Source organism: Caulobacter sp. GW821-FHT05F04 (genome assembly GCF_059419665.1).
Window position 1 is genome coordinate 60,695 of sequence record NZ_JBWKSF010000011.1, and the last position, 21,283, is coordinate 81,977.

Consider the following 21,283-nt stretch of genomic DNA (forward strand, 5'->3'; position numbering starts at 1 on the left):
ACGACTGGGTGATTCCCGTTTAGTGTCGGTCGGAGGAAACGCAGGGAAAGCCAAGTCCGTGACGGTCGTTCTGAAGAAGCCTCACAAGTCCGCCCGAAAGCCCAAGGGCGACGGGCACTTGCGTCGGGGCGAGATCCTGGCGGCGGCCGAGACGATCTTCATCGCCGAAGGGTATTCGGGCGCGACGATCCGCAAGATCGCCGACGCCGTGGGGGTGTCGTCCACCGCGCTCTATATGCACTTCCGCGACAAGGACCAGATTCTGTTGGAGATCAGCAATGACGCCATCGAGCGTCTGCTGGAACTCAACACGGAAATCGCGGCCCAACCGATCGACCCGGTCTCGCGTGTGCGGGTGATGATGGAGGCGTACATGAAGTTCGCCCTCGACAATCCCAACACCTATCAGCTGGTGTTCTGCAGCGCCGGCGAGCACGTCTCGCCGGACAAGACCGCCGACGTCCTGGCGCTGGGCGACCGCTGCTTCGAGAAGTTCAGCGAGCCGGTGCACCAGATCGCCGCCCAGGGCCGCCTGCGCGCGGGCTCGGCGGTGCAGGCCGCCGAAGTGCTGTGGAGCGGCTGCCATGGCCTGGTGTCGCTGCTGATCACCAAGCCTTCGCGTAACTGGTCGGATGCTGATCAGCTGATGAAGATCATGCTGGACGGTCTGCTGTACGGCTTGGTCACGGACTGAGTTCATGAACGCCGCCAAGGCCCTGTGCGCGCTTCTGGCGGCGATGGCGCTTGTCCCAGAGGCGGCGAGCGCGGGTCCGCGCGTGATGTCGCTGGACTCCTGCGCCGATCAGTATGTGCTGGCCTTGGCGCCGCGCGAGACCATCGTCGGCCTGTCGCATCGCGCCGTCTCACCCGACAGCTACATGCGCGCTTCAGCTAAAGGTCTGCCGCTGCGGCGGGCGACGTTCGAGAGCCTGGTCGCCGCGAAGCCCGATGTGGTGGTGCGCCTGTGGGGCGGCGACGCTCGACTCTCCAAGGCTTTGCAGGGCAAGGGCGTGACGACCGTGGCGCTGGACGACGCGGCGGACTTCGCCGGCGTGCGGGCCAATATCCGCAAGGTCGCGACCGCCTTGGACCGCCGGCCGCAGGGCGAGGCGCTGGTCGCGACGATGGACGCCAAGCTGGCCCGCGCGGCCGGGGCCGGGAAGGGGCGCTCGGCGCTCTACCTGACCCCCGGCGGCTATACGGCGGGGGCCAACACCCTGGTCGACGCCATACTGAAGGCCGCCGGCTATTCGAACGCCACGACCTCTCCCTACTTCGCGCCGGTGTCGCTGGAGCGGATGGTGATGACCCCGCCGGCCGCCGTGGTGCTGGGTCTGTTCGACATGGCCCGCGCCGGCTCCGACCGTTGGGGACCGGGACGCCATGCGGCGCTACAGGGCGCGATCAGGACCCGGACGGTGGCGTCGCTGCCGGCGGCGGTGGTCGGCTGCGCCGGCTGGTTCGCGGCCGACGGATCGCTTGCCCTGGCCGAGGCGGCGCGATGAACTTGGTGCGCCTCTGTCTCCTGATGCTGCTGGTCCTGGCGCTCGCGGCGGTCCTGGCCGTGTCGCTGGGCGAGACACCGTTCTCGCTGGCGCAATACGCCCAGGCGTTGAGCCATCCGGCCTCGCCGCCGGGCGAGGTGCTGTGGACCATCCGCGCGCCGCGCGTGGCCGTCGCCGCCCTGATCGGCGCGGCTCTGGGTCTGTCGGGCGCGACCATGCAAGGACTGCTGCGCAATCCGCTGGCCGATCCGGGCGTGCTGGGCGTGTCGGCGGTGTCGGGCCTGGGCGCGGCCGTCGCCATCTCGGCGGGCCTGGCCGTGCTGCCGGGCGCGATCGAGCTCTCGGCCCTGGTCGGAGCGCTGGTGGCCGGCGCCATGGTCGTGGTGCTGGCCGCGCGGTTCCGCGAGCCCGAGGCGCTGATCCTGTTCGGCGTGGCCCTGTCGGCGTTCGGCGGCGCGCTGACGGCCTTGGTGTTCAACCTCTCGCCCTCGCCGGTGGCGACGGCCGAGATCCTGGCCTGGCTGATGGGCTCGGTCGAGAACCGGGACTGGCATGACGCTCTAAGGGCTCTGGTCCCGATGGCGATCGGCGCGGCGCTGTGCGTCCGGGCCGGGCGGGGGCTGCGGATGCTGACCCTGGGCGAGGAGGCCGCGCGGATGTCGGGCCTGCCGATGGCGCGCCTGCGGGTCTATGCCGTGGCCGGCTCGGCCCTGCTGACCGGCGCGGGCGTGGCGGCGGCGGGGGTGATCGGCTTCGTCGGCCTGGCCGCGCCGCATCTGGTGCGGGCCCTGGTCAGGGACGACCCCAAGCGCATCCTGTGGCCCTCGACCCTGGCCGGAGCGCTGCTGCTGGTCCTCGCCGATCTCGCCGCCCGCCTGATCCCGACCGAGCAGGAACTGAAGCTTGGCGTCGTCACCGCCCTGTTCGGCGCGCCGGCCTTCGCCTTGCTGGCCTGGCGGGCCTCGCGGAGCTGGCGGTCGTGAGCGCGCTCTGGTTCCTGACCGACGTCACCGCCCGGCAAGGCCGCAAGACCGTGCTGGAGGCCGCGTCCCTGAGCGTGACGGCGGGCGAGGTGGTCGGCGTGGTCGGCCCCAACGGCGCGGGCAAGACCAGCCTGCTGCGCGCGGGCCTGGGGCTGCTGCCGCTGAGCGCCGGCGAGGCGCGGCTTTCGGGGCGGACGCTGGCCGAGCTGAAGCCGGACGCGCGCGCCAAGCTGGTCGGCTACTTGCCGCAGGACCGCCGCGTGGCCTGGAACCTGCCGGCGCGCATGGTCGCGGCTCTGGGCGCGACGGATCTCGCAGACTCGGCCGCCGACGCCTTGGCGCTCGATTGCCTGGCCCTTGTCGGCGCGGCCGATCTGGCCGATCGCGGCGTGCTGGACATGTCTGGCGGTGAACGGGCGAGGGTGCTGCTGGCGCGGCTTCTGGCCACCCGCGCGCCGCTGCTCATCGCCGACGAGCCGGTGGCGGGCCTGGATCCGGACGCCCAATTGCTGACCCTGGACCTGCTGCGCGCCGAGGCCGCCAAGGGCGCGGGCGTGGTGGTGACCCTGCACGACCTGGGCTTGGCGGCCCGGTCCTGCGACCGCATTGTCGTGGTCGACCACGGCCGGATCGTCGCCGAAGGGCCGCCGCGCGAGGCCTTGGCGCGCGACATTCTCGGCCGGGTCTTCCGGCTCGACGGCGAACTGGTCGAGACCGAAGCGGGGCCAGTTCTGGCGGCCCGCCGCGCTTAGGGTTGGGTGACCGCGGTATCCGCCGAGGCAACCGACGGCGAGTAGACATAGCCGCCGCGCTTCAGGTCCGACGACAGGGTCAGGGGGCTGACGCCGCCGTTCAGACGGGCGCGGTAGACCATGGTCGTCTCCAGGGTTCGCATCACATAGTTGCGGGTCTCGGAGAAGGGGATGCACTCGATGAAGTCGAGCGGGTCGGTGGTCGCGCCGCGCGGATCCCCGCACAGGCCAGCCCACTGGGCCGGACGGCCTGGACCGGCGTTATACGCGGCGGCGGCCATGATGTACGAACCGCTGAAGTTGCGGACCATGTCGCCCAGATAGACCGAGCCCAGGCGCATGTTGTAGGGCGCGTCCGACAGTCGCTCGATCGAATGGGTCTCGCCCAGCTTGCGCGCGACGATCGAGGCGGTGGCCGGCATCAGCTGCATCATGCCGCGCGCGCCGACGCCGGAGCGGGCCGACGGGTCGAAATTGCTTTCCTGGCGCGAGATCGAATAGACGAACGCCGTCTCGGCCGCGCCCGGACCCGGCGTGAAATGGTGGTCCAGCAGCGGATAGCCGCGCTCGGGCAGGATGAAGCCGCGCTGGGCGGCCGTGCGCACGGCGCGCATGGCCAGGTCCTGGTCGCCATAGCCGCGGGCGAAGTCGACCAGCAGGGCGCTTTCCTCGGCATTGGGCAGGGTGTCGTCGATGTAGAGCACCAGGCTGCGGAACTGATCGCGCGCGCCGATATCGGCCAGTATCCGGGCGGCGCGGATCTGCTCGCGGCCGTAGAAGCGGGCGCGGTCGGCCTGGGTGATGACCGGGTCGCGCTCCAGGCGCAGCTCCTTCAGCCCCGCCTTCTCGGCGGCCAGTTGGCCGTAGAAGGTGGTGATGTGGCGCGCGCCCTCGGCGTAGAAGGCCTGGGCGGCGATCGGGTCGCCCTGCGCCTCGGCCGCGCGGCCCTGCCAGTAGAGGGCCCGCCCGCGCGTGATCGGCGAGGCGCCGACGGCGGCGATCTGGGCGAAGTGGGCGGCGGCGGCGTCCGGATTCTTCAGGCGGGTCAGGGCGATCCAGCCGGCGTAGAACTCGCTCTCGGCGATGTCGGCCGGGGCCAGGGCCCGGGTGTTGTCGGCGGCGGCATAGGCGCCGGCGCTGTTGCCGGCCTTCAGGGCCGCGACGATCAGCTGCTTGCGCTCCTTCCAGATCGCGGTCGAGGCTTCCTCGGTTGGCGGGGCCGGGAAGTTGACCACCATCGGCAGGGCCAGGGTGTCCATGCCGTTGCGGCGCAGATAGGCGGCGCGTTCGAACACCACGCCGGGCGAGCTCTGCAGGTCGGGCGTCAGGCCGTTATAGAGCGTGTTGGCGTTGGACGAATTGGAGCGATAGGCCATGCGCACGCGGGCGGTGGACTGGCCGGTGTCCGACAGCATGGCGACCAGGTCGCGGGCGGCCGGACCCTGCTGGCCGTACAGCAGGATGTCGGCGCGGCGATTGTAGTCGTCGGGCGTCAACATGGCGCCGAAGCGGGCGATCATGCTGCGCTGGGCGTCGGCCTCGAACACCTTGTCGCGGAAGGTGCGGCGGATCAGGTTGGCGGCGTCCTGGTTCTTGCCGGTCGCCTGATAGGCCGAGGCCAGCGCCATGGCGCCCTCGGCCGTCGCCGGCTGGGCGCCGCCGAACCAGGCGATGATGCGGGTCGGATCCAGGCCGGAGGTCGACAAGGCCTTCTCGGCGGCGGCGTCGCGCCGCGCGCCGCGCGGCCAGCCGGCCAGGTCGCGGCGGGCGGCGTCCAGCTCGAAGAAGCTCATCGCCTCGGCGTTGCTGTCGACCAACTGCCACTGGGCGATCTTCTTGGCGATCGGGTCCTGCAGGCTGTCCATGGCCATGCGCGCGCCCGAGACGTCGCCGCGCTTGGCGGCGGCCAGGGCGCTTTGCAGGTTGGCGCTGTCGGTGTCGGACAGCGCGCCGGGGACGGCGGTCGGCGGGGTGGTGATCAGGCCGGGCTGGCTGGAGTACGAGGTCGCATAGCCCGACGTCGTCTGGGCGTCCGCCGCCCCGACCACGGCCACGATGCAAGCTCCTCCGAGCAGAATCCGACGCACCACTGAAGCCAAGACGCTCTCCATCAACCGGCCCCGAAGAGCCTTGTACTCGAATACTCCGCCTGCCCCTATGCGACGATTCAGGCCTCAATAGGGTTTAAAGTCCGGTTCCAAGGGCTTGACCGCGCAGGCTTCGCCCCTCAAATCCGCACCTGCCCCCACGAACCTCATGGCGCGCCATTGCGGGACGACGGGGCACGGACATATTGTCCGCCCCCATTGTCCTGCCGCAACACACGCGGCGCCATCCTCACGGCAATTTGCAAGTCATGGTCCAGTCTCACTTCAAGGGCGTCATTCCGGCCCTCGTCACGCCGTTCCGCGACGGTGAGGTGGACGAAAAAGCGTTCGTATCGCTGGTCGAGCGCCAGATCGCCGGCGGCGTGCACGGCCTGGTGCCGGTCGGTACGACGGGCGAGACCTCGACCCTGTCGCATGACGAGCACAAGCGCGTCGTCGAGCTGTGCGTGAAGACCGCCGCCGGCCGCGTGCCGGTGATCGCCGGCGCGGGCAGCAACTCGACCGACGAGGCCATCGAGTTGGCCCGCCACGCCAAGACCGTCGGCGCCGACGCGGCCCTGGTGGTGACACCGTACTACAATCGCCCCAGCCAGGAGGGCATGTATCAGCACTACAAGGCGATCAACGACGCCGTCGAGCTGCCGGTGTTCGTCTACAACGTGCCCGGCCGCACCGGCGTCGACATCTCCAACGAGACCCTGGCGCGCCTGGCCAAGCTGCCCAACATCATCGGCGTCAAGGACGCCACCGGCGACCTGAGCCGCATCAGCATGCAGCGCCTGTTGTGCGGTCCCGACTGGGTGCTGCTGACCGGCGACGACCCCTCGGCCCTGGGCTACATGGCCCATGGCGGCCACGGCGTGATCTCGGTCACCTCGAACGTCGCGCCCGAAGCCTGCGCCGCCTTCATGAACGCCTGCATGCAGGGCGAGTGGGAAACCGGCCTCTACTGGCAGGACCGCCTGGTGCGCCTGCACAAGGCCCTGTTCCTGGATTCCTCGCCGGCTCCGACCAAGTTCGCCCTGGCCCAGCTGGGCCTCTGCGCCGAGGACGTTCGCCTGCCGATCGTCGCCTGCGCCGAAGCCGTGCGTCCGACGATCCTGGAGGCCATGCGCGAGGCCGGTCTGCGGTAATGACCAAGCCGATCGCGGAGAACCGGCGCGCCCGGTACGACTACTTCATCGAAGAGACCTTCGAGGCCGGCATCATGCTGACCGGCACCGAGGTCAAGTCGCTGCGCGTCGGCCGGGCCAACATCGCCGAGTCCTACGCCTCGGTCGAAGGGCGCGAGATCAAGCTGATCAACGCCGACATCCCGCCCTACGGCCACGCCAACCGCTTCAACCATGAGCCGCGCCGGCACCGGAAGCTGCTGCTGCACCGCAAGCAGATCGACAAGCTGATCGGCGCCGTGCAGCGCGACGGCCGGACGTTGATCCCGCTGAAGCTCTATTGGAACGACAAGGGCCTGGCCAAGCTCGAGATCGGCCTGGCGAAGGGCAAGAAGAATCACGACAAGCGCGAGACCGAGGCGGCGCGCGACTGGGCGCGCGACAAGGCCCGCCTGATGAAGGGCGACCGGGGCGACTGATCGCGTCTAGATCGCGCCAGGGCTAAGTGTGTGCGGTACCCCGCCCGGGTGCGCTCCAAGCATATGATTTAGAGCCATTTAGGGCAGGCCCATCACGGCGAAGCCGATGGCGAGGCCCACGGCGAAGGCCCCCACGCTGATGATCAGGAAGGTCCGGACCTCTGTCCGCAGCTGGTTGCGTGTCGTCTGGACCATTGGTGGCTCCGCAGGCAGCGCCTCCTAAGGCGCGATAAATCAGTCCCCGGTAAAAGGGGTAGCCCTTAACCGGGGGGGAACATTGTCCAGGATCATAAAGCTCGCTGGCCTGAGTATCCGCGCGATTTGACCGAACCGCCTACGGGCTATCCCGAGCCGTTCGACCACCGGCCGATCGTTCAGGTCATCGCCGATGGGCAGTGTACCTGACCCGAGATCGACAGCCAGCGCTCCGCCCGGACTCGATCCGGCAAGTCGCGTAGCGCGCTCAGGCCGCCGCTGGTAGTTGGTAGACCCGTGATCGCACGCCGCGTTCGAACAGGGCCCCGCATATGGCGAGGGCCTGTTTGTAGGCGGTTTCGACGTTGTCGAAGTGGCCGGCTAGGCGGCCGTCTTCGGTAACGACCCAACCTTCCGAGACATGGGCGATTTCTATACGCGGGCACTGCGCGACGTCGGGCATGACGACGAGCTCCTCGGACTAGAATCGCGCCCCCTGAACAGGGTGCGCGAACATCCTTACCGCGAACCCAGTTCCTTGCATTGTCAAGGATTGTAAACCGTATGCGGATATTCGTGCAAGTGAGATAATCGCCTCGGTTGTGTGGTCGCGGTCGCCGGCGCTAGCCGTTCTCCAGCGCCAGCAGGGCGAAGGTCGCCAGCCAGTGCTCGCCCATATAGTCGCCGGCGATGTGCGGGATGGCCGCCGCCAGGTGACTGAGGGCGGCGTTGATGGCCAGGGGCTTGGCGGGATCCTCTTCGGGCATGGCCGCGGCGAGCAGACGCCAGCACCAGGCGCGCGACAGGTTCAGGCCGTCCAGGTGGGCGATCTTGCCGTCGCTGCGGTCACTGACCCGGGCCGGCGAGAACAGGGTGGCGGGTTGCTTGTCGGCTAAGTTGGGCAGGAAGCGCGGGAACCAGGTGTCGAAGCTCTCGCGCGGCAGCAGGCGGCGCATGGCCTCGGCCTCGATCAGGGCGGGCGAGAGGAAGTCGTCGCCGGACGGCTCCCAGCCCTGGCAGGCGGCGTCCTGGCCGTACCAGAGCAGCGCGCGGTTCTGCAGCAGGTCGAAGAAGCCCTGGTCATCGGTCATCACCGCGTATTCGGTCGCCAGAACGAGCGCGAAGGCGGTGTTGAAGTGCGTGCCGGTGCGCACCGGATAGTCGGCGATCGGCAGGAAGCTCTCGAACCGCTGGCGGAAGGCGGCGGCCAATGGCGCGTGCGTGGCGGCCCAGGGGCGATCCTTGTGACGCAGCAGTTCGGCCTGCAGCATCAGGCTCCAGGCCCAGCCATAGGGGCGCTCGAAGCCGCGACTTTCGGGGCGGGCCAGATAGGCGGTCTCGACGCCGACCTTCTCGGGCGTGAAGGCGTCGTCGAACAGGGCGACGATCGTCTCGGCCTCGGGCGCCTCCGGGCGCAGGCGCAGCAACGTCGCCAGCAGCCAGTAACCGTGCACGCACGAATGCCAGTCGAAGCTGCCGTAGAAGATCGGGTGCAGGTCGCGCGGCGAGCGGACGTCGCCCGCGTCCGCCATCACGTGGTCAAGCTTGTTCGGGTACTCGCGGGTCAGGTGGCCCAGGGCGATCTTGGCGAAGCGCGAGGCGGTGGAGCGGGCGAGGCTCATTTGTGCCAATTCTTAAGCATGGAAGGCCAGGGCGTTCATCAGGACCACATTGACGACCAGCATCAGGACCGCGGTCGGCGCCTGGGCGCGGATCACGGCATAGCGGTCCTTCAACTGCAGCAGCGCGGCCGGCACAAGGTTGAAATTGGCGGCCAGCGGGGTGAGCAGCGTGCCGCAAAAGCCCGACAGCATACCGATGGCGCAGACCACGGCCGGATCGCCGCCGAAACGGCCGATGACCAGGGGCAGGGCGATGCCGCCGGTCATCACGGGGAAGGCGGCGAAGGCGTTGCCCATCATCACCGTGAACACGGCCATGCCCAGGCAGTAGGCGGCGACGGCGGCGAAGCGACTGTCGACCGGGGTGATCATCACCGCAAGTTCGCCGATGGTCTTGCCGACGCCGGCGAGCGCGAAGACCGCGCCCAGGGCCGCCAGCATCTGCGGCAGCAGAGCGGCCCAGCCGACCAGGTCCATCAACCGCCGGCCTTCCTGCAAGGGGGCTGAAGCCGGCTGGCGGAACATCACCTGGGCCAGGATCGCCGCGACCAGGGCGGCCAGGGCCAGCGAGACCAGCGTGGCCTGTTTGGGGTCGACCAGCGGCGCGCCGTGCAGCGTCAGGCGCTTGAACGCCAGGGTCCCGACCAGCACCAGCACGGGGATGACCAGGGCGGGAATGAACAGGCGCGCGCCATAGGTCGCCGCCAGGGTCTCGCGCTCGGCGGGCGAGGTGGTCTTCGGCGCGCCGACGCCCAGTTGGCCGGTCCCGGCGATCAGGGCCAGGGCCAGCGCCAGGAAGCCGTTGCCCAGGTCGCCAAAGTGGTCGCCGAACAGGAAGCTCAGCGCGAACAGGCCCCAGAAGGCGGCGTTGCCGAAGCGCTTGCGGTTCTCGCGGTCGAGGGCGCTGAACACGGCGAAGGCCCCGAACATCAGGCCGGCCAGCAGATAGACGAGCGGCAAGCCGATCATTGCCCGGCCTCCGGCCCAGAACGTTCTTTGGACAAGGCGCGGTCGAACAGCAGAAGCCGCGCGCCGTGGACGAAGAAGGCGGCGATGGCCGACGGGATGGCCCACATCGACAGGTGCAGCGGCTCGACCGTGATGCCGCTCTGATCCAGGAAGCCGACGATCAGCAGGATCGAGCCGATGGCCAGGAAGATGTCCTCGCCGAAGAACAGGCCGACATTGTCGGTGGCCGCGCTCATGGCTTTCACGTCCTCGCGCCGCTGATCGGAGAGCGGCTCGGACGCGGCCTCCGCCATCGGGGCGACCAGCGGGCGAACGGTCTGAGCCTGACCGGCGATCGACACCAGGCCAAGGGCCGCGCTCAGCTGGCGCAGGATCAGGTAGACCAGCAGGATCCGCCCGGCGCTGGCGGCGCGGATCGAACGGATGGTGGCGCGGGCCTTTTCCTGCAGGCCGGCCCGCTCCAGCAGGCCGATGGCCGGCAGCACCAGCCAGGCGACCGTGACATAGCGGTTGGTGTTGAAGGCCTTGCCGAAGGCGGCCAGCACCTCCAGCGGCGGCAGACCGGCCGCCAGTCCCGAGGTCAGGGCGGCGGCGACGACGACCATCAGCGGATTGAAGCGCAGGGCGAAGCCCAGCACGATCACCGCCACGCCCAGCAGCGTCAGCATCCGTCTCGATTCCCCCGTGTTCGCGCGGACGGTCCGACGCCGGAGCGCGGTTGGCAAGCGCAGAGGGCTTGAATCGCGGCTCTTGACGGCCATGCGTCCCGGCGCGACGCTCTAACTCAACAATGATAACCTATATGGGAGGCCCATCATGGCCGACGGTGCTCTGCCGATTTCATCTCTGAAGGGCAAGGTCAGCGAAGCCGAATGGCAGGCGCGCGTTGATCTGGCGGCCCTCTACCGTCTCGTGGCCCTGCACGGCTGGGACGACATGATCTTCACCCACATCTCGGCGCGCGTACCGGGTCCCGAGCACCACTTCCTGATCAATCCGTATGGCATGTTCTTCGGCGAGATGACCGCCTCGTGCCTCGTGAAGGTCGATCTGGAGGGCGCCATCGTCGACAAGACGCCGTACTTCATCAATCCGGCGGGCTTCACGATCCACTCGGCCATCCACGCCGCGCGCGAGGACGCCCACTTCGTCATGCATCTGCACAGCGACCAGGGCGTGGCGGTGTCGGCGCACGCCGAAGGCCTGCTGCCGCTGAGCCAGCACGCGCTAATCGTCTTGCCTCAACTCGCCTATCACGACTATGAAGGCATTGCTCTCAACTTGGACGAGCGGGAACGGCTGGTGGCCGACCTGGGCGAGACCAAGAGGCTGATGATGCTGCGCAACCACGGCACGCTGTCGGTGGGGAGCTCGGCGGCCGAGTGCTGGTTGGGGATGTTCTTCCTGGAGCGGGCGTGCGCGCAGCAGGTAATGGCTCTGTCGATTGGTCGCGACAACGTCCTCTTGGCGCCCGACGCGGCCCAGGCGGAGGTCCGCAAGCAGACCGGCATGGGCATGGGCATGATCGGCGGCCTGGCCTGGCCGGGTTGTCTGCGAAAACTGGACCGCGAGCTGCCCGGCTACGCGGACTAGGCGCCTATTCCGTATTGATGAGAGCCGCCGCGGTCCTGGCCATCGCGGCGGCTTTTTCGTGCCTGACGACCGGCGCCGCGCAAGCGGGGGCGTGGCCGATGGCGCCCGGCCGCACCCAGGTGATCGCCAAGTACGAGAAGTCCGACGCCAAGCAAGGCTACGGTCCGGACGCCGTTCTCGTCGACATCGACCCACGCCGCGACGAGAGCCTGTCGGTGTTCGTCGAGCACGGCCTGACGCCACGGCTGACCCTGCAGGCCAAGGCCGGCGTCACGCGCGGCCATGACCGGTGGGTGGACTACTCCGGACGCGGACCGATCGAGCTGGGCCTGCGCTGGGCGGCCCATCGCGACGACCGCTCGTCCCTGGCCGTCTATCTGGGCGCGGGGGAGGCGGGGGCGGGCCGCAACGCCGGCTACGCCGCGCCGGGGCAGGGGAGTCTGGATCTGGAAGCGCGGCTGCTGTTCGGCCGCTCGGCCTTGTGGAAGGGCAGGGAAGTGTTCGTCGACCTGGAGGCCGCGCGGCTGCGGCGCCAGGGCCTTGCCGACGAAACGCGCATCGACGCCACGCTAGGCGTCAGGCCCGCGAAAAACTGGCTGATCCTGGCCCAGACCTATGCCGGTCAGGCCGATCGCAATCCGGTCCGCTCGCGTTGGGCGAAGAGCGAGCTGTCCGTCGTCCGCGCGTTCGGGGACTGGAGCGTGCAGGCCGGTTGGCGCGATACGCCCCTGGGACGAGAGACCACCCGGGATCGCGGCTTCGCGCTTGCCGTGTGGCGGAAGCTTTAGCTTGTTTCAGGATTGCAACAGTCGGTCATCCGGCTGTCACTGGACGTCGCTTTAGGCTGCGGTCATATCTTCGCCGAATTCCCGCCGACTCCTCCCGGCGTGCTGGAGCCGTTTCTTGATCCGTAGGCACTTCTTCCTCGTGGTGGCTCTGGCCGCCGTTGTCCTGATGCTTGTGGTCGGGGGGCTGAAGCTGGCCTTTGGCGCCAAGGACGCCAGCAAGGCCGGCGGCGCCGGCGGTCGTGCGACCAGCGTCTCCCAGATGGTTGTCGGCGAGCGTCCGTTCACCGATCGTATCGAGGTGCTGGGCGTGGCCAAGGGCCGGCAGTCGGTGACGATCACCTCGAACACGCCTGAGTTGATCACGGCCGTGCATTTCTCGGACGGCGAGACGGTGCGCAAGGGCCAGGTGCTGGTCGAGCTGAAGGCCGACCAGGAAGACGCTGGCATCTCGGAAGCCAGGGCGCGTCTGGCCCAGGCCGAGCGTGACTATACCCGCTGGAAGACCCTGGCCGACAAGGGCATCGCCCCCCGCGCCACGGCCGAGCAGTACCTGTCGGCGCTCGACGTCGCCAGGGCTTCGGTCGGCACGGCCCAGGCCCAGAAGCTGGACCGCGTGCTGCGCGCGCCGTTCTCGGGTCGCGTCGGCATCTCGGACGTCGCCCCCGGCATGCTGATCGCCGCCGGAACGCCGATCGTCAGCCTGGACGACGCCTCGGTCATCCGCGTCGATTTCTCGGTGCCGGACCGCTATCTGCAGACCATCCGCATCGGCCTGCCGATCGCCGCGCGTCCCGACGCCCTGCCGGGCGAGACCTTCCAGGGCAAGATCGCCCAGATCGACACCCGCATCGATCCCGCCACCCGCGCCATCAAGGCCCGCGCCGAGTTTCCGAACGCCGGCGGCCGCTTGAAGCCGGGCATGTTGGTCAAGGTGTCCATCGACCAGGGCGTGCGCGACGGCGTCGCCGTGCCGGAAGCGGCCGTGCAGTTCGAAGGGACCCAGGCCTCGGTCTACCGCATCGCCAAAGGGCCGAAGGGCCTGGTCGCCCGCCGCACCGACGTCGACACCGGCATCAGCGAGGGCGGCTTCGTCGAGATCCGCGCCGGCCTGAAGACCGGCGACAAGATTGTCGCCGACGGGCTCAACCGCATCCAGGACGGCGCCCCGATCGGCGGCGGCAAGGGCGGACAGGGCGATAAGGCCGGCGGCAAGGGCGGCGCCGACCGCAAGGCCGGCTGATGCTGTCCGACCTTTCCGTCCGTCGTCCCGTCTTCGCCGCCGTCGCGGCCATCATCCTCTGCGTGATCGGCCTGGCGGCCTATACCTCGCTGCCGATCCGTGAACTGCCCAGCGTCGATCCGCCCGTGGTGTCGGTCTCGACCACCTATCGCGGCGCCTCGGCCGAGGTCATCGAAGAGCGCATCACCCAGGTGATCGAGCGCCAGGTGGCTGGCATCCAGGGCATCGACCGCGTGAACTCGAGCAGCCGCGACGGTCGCTCGCAGATCACCATCACGTTCAACCTCGACCGCGACCTCGACGCGGCCGCCAACGACGTGCGCGACGCCGTCAGCCGGGTGACGGCCAATCTGCCCGACCAGGCCGACCCGCCGCAGATCGCCAAGGCCAACGCCGACGCCTCGCCGATCATCATCCTGAACCTGACCTCGACCACGCTGGATCCGCTGCAGCTGGCCGACTACGCTGACCGCTACCTGGTCGAGCGGATGTCGACCATCGACGGCGTGGCCCAGGCCAACCTGTTCGGGGCCAAGATCTACGCCATGCGGATCTGGCTGGACGCCAACCAGATGGCCGCTCGCGGCGTGTCGGTCGACGACGTCGAGAACGCCCTGAACGCCCAGAACCTGGAACTGCCCGCCGGCTCGCTGGAAAGCGCGTCCAAGGACTTCACGATCCGCGTGGCCCGCAGCTACGCCAAGCCCGAGGACTTCGCCCGCCTGCCCCTGCGCCCGGCCGACGCCTCCGGCTTCGTGCTGCGCCTGGGCGACGTGGCCCGCATCGAGGAAGGCGCGAACGAGCGCCGACGCCTCTTCCGGGGCAACGGCGTTGACCAGGTCGGCATCGGCCTGACCCGCCAGTCGCAAGCCAACGACGTCGCCATCTCCCAGGCCGTCCGCAAGGAAGTGGCCACCATCAACGAGAGCCTGCCGCCCGGCACCAAGATGGTCGTGGCCGTGGACAACTCGGTGTTCACCGCCGAGGCCATCCACGAGGTGTGGATCACCATGGGCCTGTCGATCAGCCTGGTCGTGCTGGTCAACCTGATCTTCCTGGGCAGCTGGCGGTCGGCGATGATTCCCTCGATCGTCGCGCCGATCTGCATCCTGTCCACCTTCATCGTCCTGGCCCCGCTGGGCTTCTCGCTGAACCTGCTGACCCTGCTGGCCCTGGTGCTGGCCGTCGGTCTGGTCGTCGATGACGCCATCGTCGTGGTCGAGAACATCCAGCGCCGCGTGGACGAGGGCGAACCCGCCCTGGTCGCGGCCGAGCGCGGCACCCGCCAGGTGTTCTTCGCCGTCGTGGCCACGACCATCGTGCTGATCTCGGTGTTCGCGCCGCTGATGTTCCTGCCCGGCTATATCGGCCGCCTGTTCGTCGAGCTGGCCGTGACCATCGCCGCCGCCGTCGCCTTCTCGGCCCTGCTGGCCCTGACGCTCTCGCCGATGATGGCGTCCAAGCTGCTGCGTCCCGCGCATGGCGAGGGCTGGCTGGCCAAGCGCGTCGACCGGGCCATGGACGCCCTGAAGAACTCGTACCGCGCCTCGTTGGAAAGCATCCTCGGCGGCTGGTCGGCGGCGATCGCCGGCGTGATGGTCGTCGTCCTGGCGGGCTTCGCGGCCCTGCTGTTCGTCAGCCTGCCCAAGGAACTGGTGCCGCCCGAGGACCGCGGCCGGGTCGACGTGGCCGTCAGCGGGCCGGAAGGCGCCGGCTACGACTACACCTTGGGCATCGCCTTGCAGGTCGAGAAGATCGTCGACCGCTACCGCCAGGAAGGCGTCGCCGAGCGCATCCTGCTGACCATCCCGCGTTTCGGCGGCACCTCGTTCAACAGCGGCAACAGCGTCGTCGTGATGAAGCCGTGGGGCGAGCGCAAGAAGACCGCCGACCAGGTGGCGGCCGAGCTGAACAAGGACCTCTCCAAGATCACCAGCGTGCGGGCCATCGCCAGCGTGCGCGGGCCGTTCCAGCGCGGCGGCGGCGGGGGCGGCGGCACCAATGTCGACCTGATCGCCGTGGGCAACGACTACGTCCAGCTGGCCGAGTGGCTGAAGCCGATCCTGGCCGACGCTCAGGGCAATCCGGGCTTCGCGCGTCCGCGCCTCGACTACGAGCCGACCTCGCCGCGCCTGTCGGTGCAGATCGACCAGGACAAGGCCGCCACCCTGGGCGTCTCGGCCCAGTCGATCGGCCGGGCGCTGGAGACCATGTTCGGCTCGCGCAAGGCCACGACCTACATCAAGAACGGCCAGGAATACGACGTCATCCTGCAGACCAACCTGGACCAGCGCCGCAGCGTCGCGGACCTGAACCAGCTGCAGGTGCGCACCAGTTCCGGCGCCCTGGTGCCGCTGTCGACCGTGGTGACCACGCAGCTGCGCGGCGACACGCCTGACCGTCCGCGCGTCGATCGCCTGCGCTCCGTCACCCTGACCACGCAGCTGAACCCCGGCTACACCGTCGAGGACGCCGTGCGCTTCCTCAAGGACGAGGCCGACCAACGCCCGACGCCCGGGATCAGCATCAAGTGGGGCGGCCAGGCCAAGGACTATCTGGAAGGCTCGGGCGGCATCGCCGTCGCCTTCGGCCTGGCCCTGCTGCTGGTGTTCCTGGTGCTGGCGGCGCAGTTCGAGAGCTGGATCCACCCGGCGGTGATCATGCTGACCGTGCCGCTGGCGGCGCTGGGCGGCCTGTTCGGCCTGCTGGTCATGGGCTCGACCATCAACACCTACAGCCAGATCGGTCTGATCATCCTGATCGGCATCGCCACCAAGAACGGCATCCTGATCGTCGAGTTCGCCAACCAGCTGCGCGACGAGGGCCTGACCGTGCGCGAGGCGGTGATCGAGGCGGCGGCCCTGCGCCTGCGTCCGATCATCATGACCTCGATTTCGGCGGCCATGGGCGCCTTGCCGCTGATGCTGTGGGCCGGCGCCGGCGCGGGAAGTCGCAAGACCATCGGTTCGGTGATCTTCACCGGCTCGATCTTCGCGACCCTGCTGACGCTGTTCATCGTTCCGGTGTTCTACGACCTCCTGGCGCGCTTCACGAAGTCGCCGGAGTGGACGGCCCGGCAGATCGAAGAGTATGAAGCTCGGGAAAAGAGCGGCGAGGGGCAAACCTCACCGGCATAGACGGGTGAGGAAGCATGGCTGACGGTTCTCTGACGGCGAAGCGGCAGGAAATCGCTCTGCTGCGCCGCCTCGAGGAACGCATTCTCTGGTTGGCGGCGTGGACCATCCACAACGCCAACCACATCCGCGAAAGCCGCGACGGCCTGAAGGTCGGCGGCCACCAGGCGTCCAGCGCCTCGTGCGCCACGATCATGACCGCCCTCTACATGAAGGCGCTGCGGCCGCAGGACCGCGTGGCGGTCAAGCCGCACGCCAGCCCGATCTTCCACGCCATCCAGCACCTGTTCGGCCGCCAGAGCCTTGAGAACCTGCAGCGCTTCCGGGCGCTGGGCGGGGCCCAGTCGTATCCCTCGCGCACCAAGGACGTGGACGACGTCGACTTCTCGACCGGCTCGGTGGGCCTGGGCGTGGCCATGACAGCCTTCGCCTCGCTGGCCCAGGACTATCTGGCCGCGCGCGGCTCGGTGAAGCCGGAGAAGATGGGCAGGATGATCTCGCTGCTGGGCGACGCCGAGCTGGACGAGGGCAACATCTACGAGGCCCTGATCGAGGCCTGCAAGCACGACATCCGCAACACCTGGTGGATCGTCGACTACAACCGCCAGAGCCTGGACGCGACCACCCAGGACCGGATGTTCACGCGCTACGGCGAGATCTTCGAGGCCGCGGGCTGGACGGTCGAGACGCTGAAGTGGTCCAGGCGCCAGCGCGAGGCCTTCGCCAAGCCGGGCGGCGACAAGCTGCATGACTGGATCGAGACCGCGCCCAACGACCTGTTCGCGGCCCTGAGCTACCAGGGCGGGGCGGCCTGGCGCGAACGCCTGAACGCGGATCTCGCCGGCAGCCCCGAGGCCCTGGCCCTGATCGCCGGTTACAAGGACGTCGATCTCGCCGAGTTGATGACCGAGCTGGGCGGGCACTGCCTGGAAACGCTGCTGGAGGCCTTCGAGAAGGCGGGGCAGGACGACCGCCCTCGCTTCTTCATCGCCTACACCGTCAAGGGCCTGCGGCTGCCGTTCCAGGGCCACAAGGACAACCACGCCGGCCTGATGACCCCGGCCCAGATCGCCGAGCTGCGCGCGCGCCTGGGTGTCATCGAGGGCGAGGAGTGGGACGCTCTGTCGGGCCTTTCAGCCGCCGAGCGCACGGCGCTGAAGGGCCTGGTGGCCCGGGCTCCTTTCGCCGCCGACGTCGAGCGCAACCACGTCGCCCCGACCATCCCGACCCCGACCGCCGACGAACTGCTGTCGGCCGTGACTGGTGGCAAGATCGATGGCGAGCAGTCGACCCAGACCGCCTTCGGCAAGGTGATGTTCGAGATCGCCGCCCGCAAGGACGAGTTCGCCGGACACGTCGTCACCACCTCGCCGGACGTGACGGTGTCGACCAATCTCGGCGGCTTCGTGAACCGTCGGGGCGTGTTCCAGCGCCGGGCCCACGAGGACGTCTTCAAGCGTCGCCGCATTCCTTCGGCGCAGGTCTGGTCCAAGGCCGAGACCGGCCAGCACGTCGAGCTGGGCATCGCCGAGAACAACCTGTTCATCGCCCTGGCGGCCCTGGGCCTGACCGGCCCGCTGTTCGGCGAGCGCCTGTTCCCGGTCGGGACGCTTTACGACCCCTTCATCGCCCGCGGCCTCGATGCCCTGAATTACGCCTGCTACCAGGACGCCCGGTTCCTGCTGGTCGCCACGCCGTCGGGCCTGACGCTGGCGCCGGAGGGCGGCGCGCACCAGTCGATCAACGCCCCGGTCATCGGCATGGCCCAGCCGGGTCTCGACACCTACGAGCCGGCCTTCGCCGACGAGACGGCGGTGCTGATGGCCCACGCCTTCGAGCGCATCCAGGCCAAGGACGGCGCGTCGACCTATCTGCGTCTGTCGACCCGCGCCATCGCCCAGCCCGAGCGGATGGACGACGCCTGGCGCCAGGGCGTGGTCGACGGAGCCTATTGGCTGAAAGCGCCAGCGCCCGGCGCGCGCTTGGCCCTGGTCTACAGCGGCGCCCTGGCGCCCGAGGCCCTGGCGGCGTTCGAGGCGCTGGCCGAGGACATGCCCGAGGCCGGCCTGCTGGCCGTCACCTCGGCCGACGTGCTGCATCGCGACTGGACCGCCTCGGGCCGGGCCCGCTGGACGGGGGAAGGGCGTCGGACCTCGACCATCGAGACCCTGCTGAGCCCGCTGGATCGCGAGGCCGGCCTGGTCACCCTGACCGACGGCGCGCCGCTGGCCTTGTCCTGGCTGGGCTCGGTGCGCGGGCAGCGCGTGCGGGCCCTGGGCCTGGAAACCTTCGGCCAGTCGGGCGACCTGCCGGATCTCTACGGCAAGTATCGCCTGGACGCCGAGGCCATCCTCGACGCCTGCGCCGACCTGCTGACCTAGAACCCGCCCACGATCGTCATGCCGCTCAGCAGCCCGTCCTTGAAGTGATAGGTCAGGGCCGCGCGGGTGTCGGTCCAGATGCGCCCATCGGGACTTTCCACCGAGTACTGGGCCTCGACCGCCAGGCTGTTCGGGGTTTCGTCGAGAATCCGGATCAGCTGGACGTTCGCCAGGATGGTCGCGAACATGCGGGCGAAGTGGCCGATGACGGCTTCCTTGCCGACGAGCGGTTTCTCATTGTTGTCCAGGGTGTCGGGCCAGACGATCTCGTCGTGGAACAACGGACGCAGGCGCGACAGGTCGCGCGCGTTGAAGGCCTCGAAGGCCTCGTGCAGCACCGCTTCAAGCGCGTGCGGCTTGGCGATGCGATTTTCGTCCGGCGTCATGGGCCTGGATCCGTGTCCCCCCTGGGAACGATATCCATGCGCCGGATCAGGCCGTCGCGAAGCGTGTAACAATGCCGCACGCAGAGGTCCGACCACAGCTGGCCGGTGCGATTCCAGATCACCTGGTTGGCGTCGACCATGATGCGGCCGTCGTCGGTGACTTGGACCTCGACCGGGGTGATCTCCACCCGGAGCGCGGCGTCGTTATAGGCCCAGTAGTCGCGCACCTGCTCAGGGCTGGTCAGCCAGCCGCCGCGCGTTACATCCGGCCACTCCAACTGGGGCGAGACCAGGGCGCGGAACGCCTCGAAGTCGCGCTTTCCGTTGGCGTCGTAGAGGCGCTGGATCAACGCCTCTAACTCTGGAGGGGCCGGGCGCATCGCTACGGCGCGGGCTTGTAGCCCGTCTCGACCTTCAGATAGGCGATCAGGTCGATGCGATCCTTGGGATCGTGCAGGCCCGCGAAGGTCATCTTGGTGCCCGGCATGAAGCCACGCGGGTCGGTCAGCCACTTGTCCAGGTGCTCGGCGTCCCAGACGAAGCCGGCGTTCTTGACCGCGTCCGAATAGGTGTAGCCGGGCTTGGAGCCGGCCTTGCGGCCGAACACGCCGTAGAGGTTGGGGCCGGTCAGGTCCGGGCCGCCTTCGGTGGCGGTGTGGCACGAGCGGCAGAAGGCGAACTTGCTCTGGCCGTTCGACAGGTCGCCGGTGTTGTAGGGCGCGGGAAGGGCGGCCAGGGCCGCGGCCTTGGCCGCGTCGGTCGGCGGGGCGGCGGCGGGCGGCGCGGCGGCGGGAGCATCCGCCGGCGCCGACGCCGGCGCCTCGGCGGAACTGCCGCCGTCCCTCGAACAGGCCGAAGCGGCGATGCAGAGCGCCGCGATGGCGGCAAGTTTCACGGTACGCATGATGATCCCCGACTGACGTTTCGCCGCAGGTTCTGCGACGGTGCGACGCATTCCAAACCCTTATAAATTCAGGGCCGTCGCTCTGTCACGGAACAATGTTCCTTAAGACCAGCTTGAGCGGGCCCCTGCGACAATTGCCGGTATCTACGTGATTCTTTTCGAAAAAAGTGAAATCGCAAACCGTGGGTCTGCACATAAACGTTTGACGTGCGTTAACCATAAAATCTACCAATTTCCTCACGGAGCGGGCTGGCTCCGGGCTGGGCTGGGAACAAGATCATGGACTGGAGCGAAGAACGCACCGCGACGCTGAGGAAGCTCTGGCTCGAGGGGCTCAGCGCGAGCCAGGTGGCCCGCCAATTGGGTGGCGTCAGCCGCAGCGCGGTGATCGGCAAGGTGCATCGCCTGGGCATCACCGTCCGTGAAACCCCCGTCCGTCAGCGGACGACCGTCCGGTCGCCGTCGCGGATCGTGGTCCGCCGCCCGACCCGCGAGACCACGGCCGCGCCCCACGTCGCTCCGCGCTTCGAGCGCACCGAGGAAGACCTGCTGCCGACCTCGGGAATCCTGGAGCTTGGGACCCACTCGTGCCGCTGGCCGATCGGCAATCCGGAAGGCGACGACTTCGGCTTCTGCGGCCGTCCGAAGCAGACCGCCCGCGGCTCATACTGCGAACAGCACGCCGCCGGCGCCTTCCGCCGCCTGGGCAGTAGCCGGGCCGTCGAGGCCTGGGCCCTGAAGGGCCTCAAGGAACGCGTGCGACCAAGCCAGATCTAAGGCCGGCCACGTCCTTCCTTTCCGCCGACTTTCCTTTCCCCCTCGAGCTCACCGAGCAGAACCCCCATGAACATGGTCCTCATCGAGAACGCCGCCGGCAGCAGCCAAGTGATCACCATCATCGAGGAGTTCGCCGGCCACTCGGTGTCGCGCGATCTCAACCCCGGCGACCACGCCAGCATCCCGGTCACCCAGTTCAAGTCGATCACCGTGCGCGAGACCTATCCCGACGACTGGTTGACGCGCGGGCTGAACCGGAATCGTGCCACTGCGGCGTGAAATTCCCGTCTAAATTGAAAGAGATGACCCCGCGAAGCCATTCGCGGGGTTTTTCGTTTGCCCCATGGGCCCGCGG

At 68.8% G+C, this 21,283-nt stretch carries 22 protein-coding genes; 13 read left to right on the top strand and 9 right to left on the bottom strand.

The annotated features are described in order from the left end of the window. The first annotated feature begins 58 nt into the window (after window positions 1–58). Genes AC07R7_RS23425 through AC07R7_RS23440 form a run of 4 tightly spaced genes read left to right on the top strand, consistent with a single transcriptional unit; the run spans window position 59 to window position 3,240 of the window. Window positions 59–694, top strand: coding sequence for a TetR/AcrR family transcriptional regulator (locus AC07R7_RS23425; RefSeq protein ID WP_492884507.1), 636 nt, complete (start codon window positions 59–61; stop codon window positions 692–694). 4 nt (window positions 695–698) lie between these two features. After that, window positions 699–1,505, top strand: coding sequence for an ABC transporter substrate-binding protein (locus tag AC07R7_RS23430; RefSeq protein ID WP_494636771.1), 807 nt, complete (start codon window positions 699–701; stop codon window positions 1,503–1,505). Beyond that, window positions 1,448–2,488: a FecCD family ABC transporter permease gene (locus AC07R7_RS23435; RefSeq protein WP_494636795.1), complete on the top strand. Its 1,041-nt coding sequence runs from the start codon at window positions 1,448–1,450 to the stop codon at window positions 2,486–2,488. The genes AC07R7_RS23430 and AC07R7_RS23435 overlap by 58 nt, the downstream gene beginning before the upstream one ends. After that, window positions 2,485–3,240, top strand: coding sequence for an ABC transporter ATP-binding protein (locus AC07R7_RS23440; protein ID WP_494636772.1), 756 nt, complete (start codon window positions 2,485–2,487; stop codon window positions 3,238–3,240). Before AC07R7_RS23435 ends, AC07R7_RS23440 begins: the two co-directional genes overlap by 4 nt. On the opposite strand, the gene AC07R7_RS23445 is transcribed toward AC07R7_RS23440, so the two are convergent. After that, window positions 3,237–5,339: a lytic transglycosylase domain-containing protein gene (locus tag AC07R7_RS23445; protein WP_494636773.1), complete on the bottom strand. Its 2,103-nt coding sequence runs from the start codon at window positions 5,337–5,339 to the stop codon at window positions 3,237–3,239. The two genes, AC07R7_RS23440 and AC07R7_RS23445, sit on opposite strands and share 4 nt — an antisense overlap. Before the next feature lie 257 nt (window positions 5,340–5,596). On the opposite strand from AC07R7_RS23445, the gene dapA reads away from it, so the two are divergent. Continuing rightward, window positions 5,597–6,481 carry a 4-hydroxy-tetrahydrodipicolinate synthase gene (gene dapA / locus AC07R7_RS23450; protein ID WP_494636774.1) on the top strand — a complete coding sequence of 295 codons (885 nt, stop codon included), beginning with the start codon at window positions 5,597–5,599 and terminating at the stop codon, window positions 6,479–6,481. Continuing rightward, window positions 6,481–6,939, top strand: a complete 459-nt coding sequence (gene smpB, locus AC07R7_RS23455; RefSeq protein ID WP_492839627.1) for an SsrA-binding protein SmpB — start codon at window positions 6,481–6,483, stop codon at window positions 6,937–6,939. Before dapA ends, smpB begins: the two co-directional genes overlap by 1 nt. A gap of 78 nt (window positions 6,940–7,017) precedes the next feature. On the opposite strand, the gene AC07R7_RS23460 is transcribed toward smpB, so the two are convergent. The 5 genes from AC07R7_RS23460 to AC07R7_RS23480 form a co-directional block, all read right to left on the bottom strand. Next, window positions 7,018–7,134 carry a hypothetical protein gene (locus tag AC07R7_RS23460; protein WP_492839628.1) on the bottom strand — a complete coding sequence of 39 codons (117 nt, stop codon included), beginning with the start codon at window positions 7,132–7,134 and terminating at the stop codon, window positions 7,018–7,020. Between the two features lie 268 nt (window positions 7,135–7,402). Further along, window positions 7,403–7,597 (bottom strand): hypothetical protein, encoded by a 195-nt coding sequence (locus tag AC07R7_RS23465; protein WP_492884518.1) that lies wholly within the window; start codon window positions 7,595–7,597, stop codon window positions 7,403–7,405. Between the two features lie 160 nt (window positions 7,598–7,757). Next, window positions 7,758–8,756, bottom strand: coding sequence for a DUF2891 domain-containing protein (locus tag AC07R7_RS23470; RefSeq protein WP_492884519.1), 999 nt, complete (start codon window positions 8,754–8,756; stop codon window positions 7,758–7,760). 12 nt (window positions 8,757–8,768) lie between these two features. Continuing rightward, a complete protein-coding gene (locus tag AC07R7_RS23475) occupies window positions 8,769–9,725 on the bottom strand; it encodes a DUF979 domain-containing protein (protein WP_492884521.1) in 957 nt (318 codons plus the stop codon). Next, on the bottom strand, window positions 9,722–10,393 hold the full coding sequence (locus tag AC07R7_RS23480) for a DUF969 domain-containing protein (RefSeq protein ID WP_494636775.1): 672 nt from the start codon (window positions 10,391–10,393) through the stop codon (window positions 9,722–9,724). The genes AC07R7_RS23475 and AC07R7_RS23480 overlap by 4 nt, the downstream gene beginning before the upstream one ends. Window positions 10,394–10,541: 148 nt before the next feature. Between AC07R7_RS23480 and AC07R7_RS23485 the strand changes: the two genes are divergently transcribed. The 5 genes from AC07R7_RS23485 (at window position 10,542) to AC07R7_RS23505 (ending at window position 18,861) form a co-directional block, all read left to right on the top strand. After that, a complete protein-coding gene (locus AC07R7_RS23485) occupies window positions 10,542–11,318 on the top strand; it encodes a class II aldolase/adducin family protein (RefSeq protein WP_494636776.1) in 777 nt (258 codons plus the stop codon). Window positions 11,319–11,416: 98 nt separating this feature from the next. Beyond that, window positions 11,417–12,106 (top strand): hypothetical protein, encoded by a 690-nt coding sequence (locus tag AC07R7_RS23490; protein WP_494636796.1) that lies wholly within the window; start codon window positions 11,417–11,419, stop codon window positions 12,104–12,106. 115 nt (window positions 12,107–12,221) lie between these two features. Continuing rightward, window positions 12,222–13,346, top strand: a complete 1,125-nt coding sequence (locus AC07R7_RS23495; RefSeq protein ID WP_494636777.1) for an efflux RND transporter periplasmic adaptor subunit — start codon at window positions 12,222–12,224, stop codon at window positions 13,344–13,346. After that, window positions 13,346–16,483: an efflux RND transporter permease subunit gene (locus AC07R7_RS23500; RefSeq protein WP_494636778.1), complete on the top strand. Its 3,138-nt coding sequence runs from the start codon at window positions 13,346–13,348 to the stop codon at window positions 16,481–16,483. The genes AC07R7_RS23495 and AC07R7_RS23500 overlap by 1 nt, the downstream gene beginning before the upstream one ends. A 14-nt stretch (window positions 16,484–16,497) precedes the next feature. Then, complete coding sequence (locus AC07R7_RS23505) at window positions 16,498–18,861, top strand: thiamine pyrophosphate-binding protein (protein WP_494636779.1); 2,364 nt, start codon at window positions 16,498–16,500, stop codon at window positions 18,859–18,861. On the opposite strand, the gene AC07R7_RS23510 is transcribed toward AC07R7_RS23505, so the two are convergent. Genes AC07R7_RS23510 through AC07R7_RS23520 form a run of 3 tightly spaced genes read right to left on the bottom strand, consistent with a single transcriptional unit; the run spans window position 18,858 to window position 20,151 of the window. Further along, entirely contained in the window at window positions 18,858–19,247 is a 390-nt protein-coding gene (locus AC07R7_RS23510; protein WP_494636780.1) for a nuclear transport factor 2 family protein, read from the bottom strand. The genes AC07R7_RS23505 and AC07R7_RS23510 overlap by 4 nt on opposite strands. Then, on the bottom strand, window positions 19,244–19,597 hold the full coding sequence (locus AC07R7_RS23515) for a nuclear transport factor 2 family protein (protein WP_492839638.1): 354 nt from the start codon (window positions 19,595–19,597) through the stop codon (window positions 19,244–19,246). The genes AC07R7_RS23510 and AC07R7_RS23515 overlap by 4 nt, the downstream gene beginning before the upstream one ends. Window positions 19,598–19,629: 32 nt before the next feature. After that, window positions 19,630–20,151, bottom strand: a complete 522-nt coding sequence (locus AC07R7_RS23520) for a c-type cytochrome (protein WP_492839639.1) — start codon at window positions 20,149–20,151, stop codon at window positions 19,630–19,632. Window positions 20,152–20,430: 279 nt separating this feature from the next. Here AC07R7_RS23520 and AC07R7_RS23525 point away from each other — a divergent pair, with 279 nt between their 5' ends. Next, window positions 20,431–20,928, top strand: coding sequence for a GcrA family cell cycle regulator (locus AC07R7_RS23525; RefSeq protein ID WP_494636781.1), 498 nt, complete (start codon window positions 20,431–20,433; stop codon window positions 20,926–20,928). Between the two features lie 66 nt (window positions 20,929–20,994). Further along, window positions 20,995–21,207 carry a hypothetical protein gene (locus AC07R7_RS23530; protein ID WP_492839641.1) on the top strand — a complete coding sequence of 71 codons (213 nt, stop codon included), beginning with the start codon at window positions 20,995–20,997 and terminating at the stop codon, window positions 21,205–21,207. Window positions 21,208–21,283: the final 76 nt, after the last annotated feature.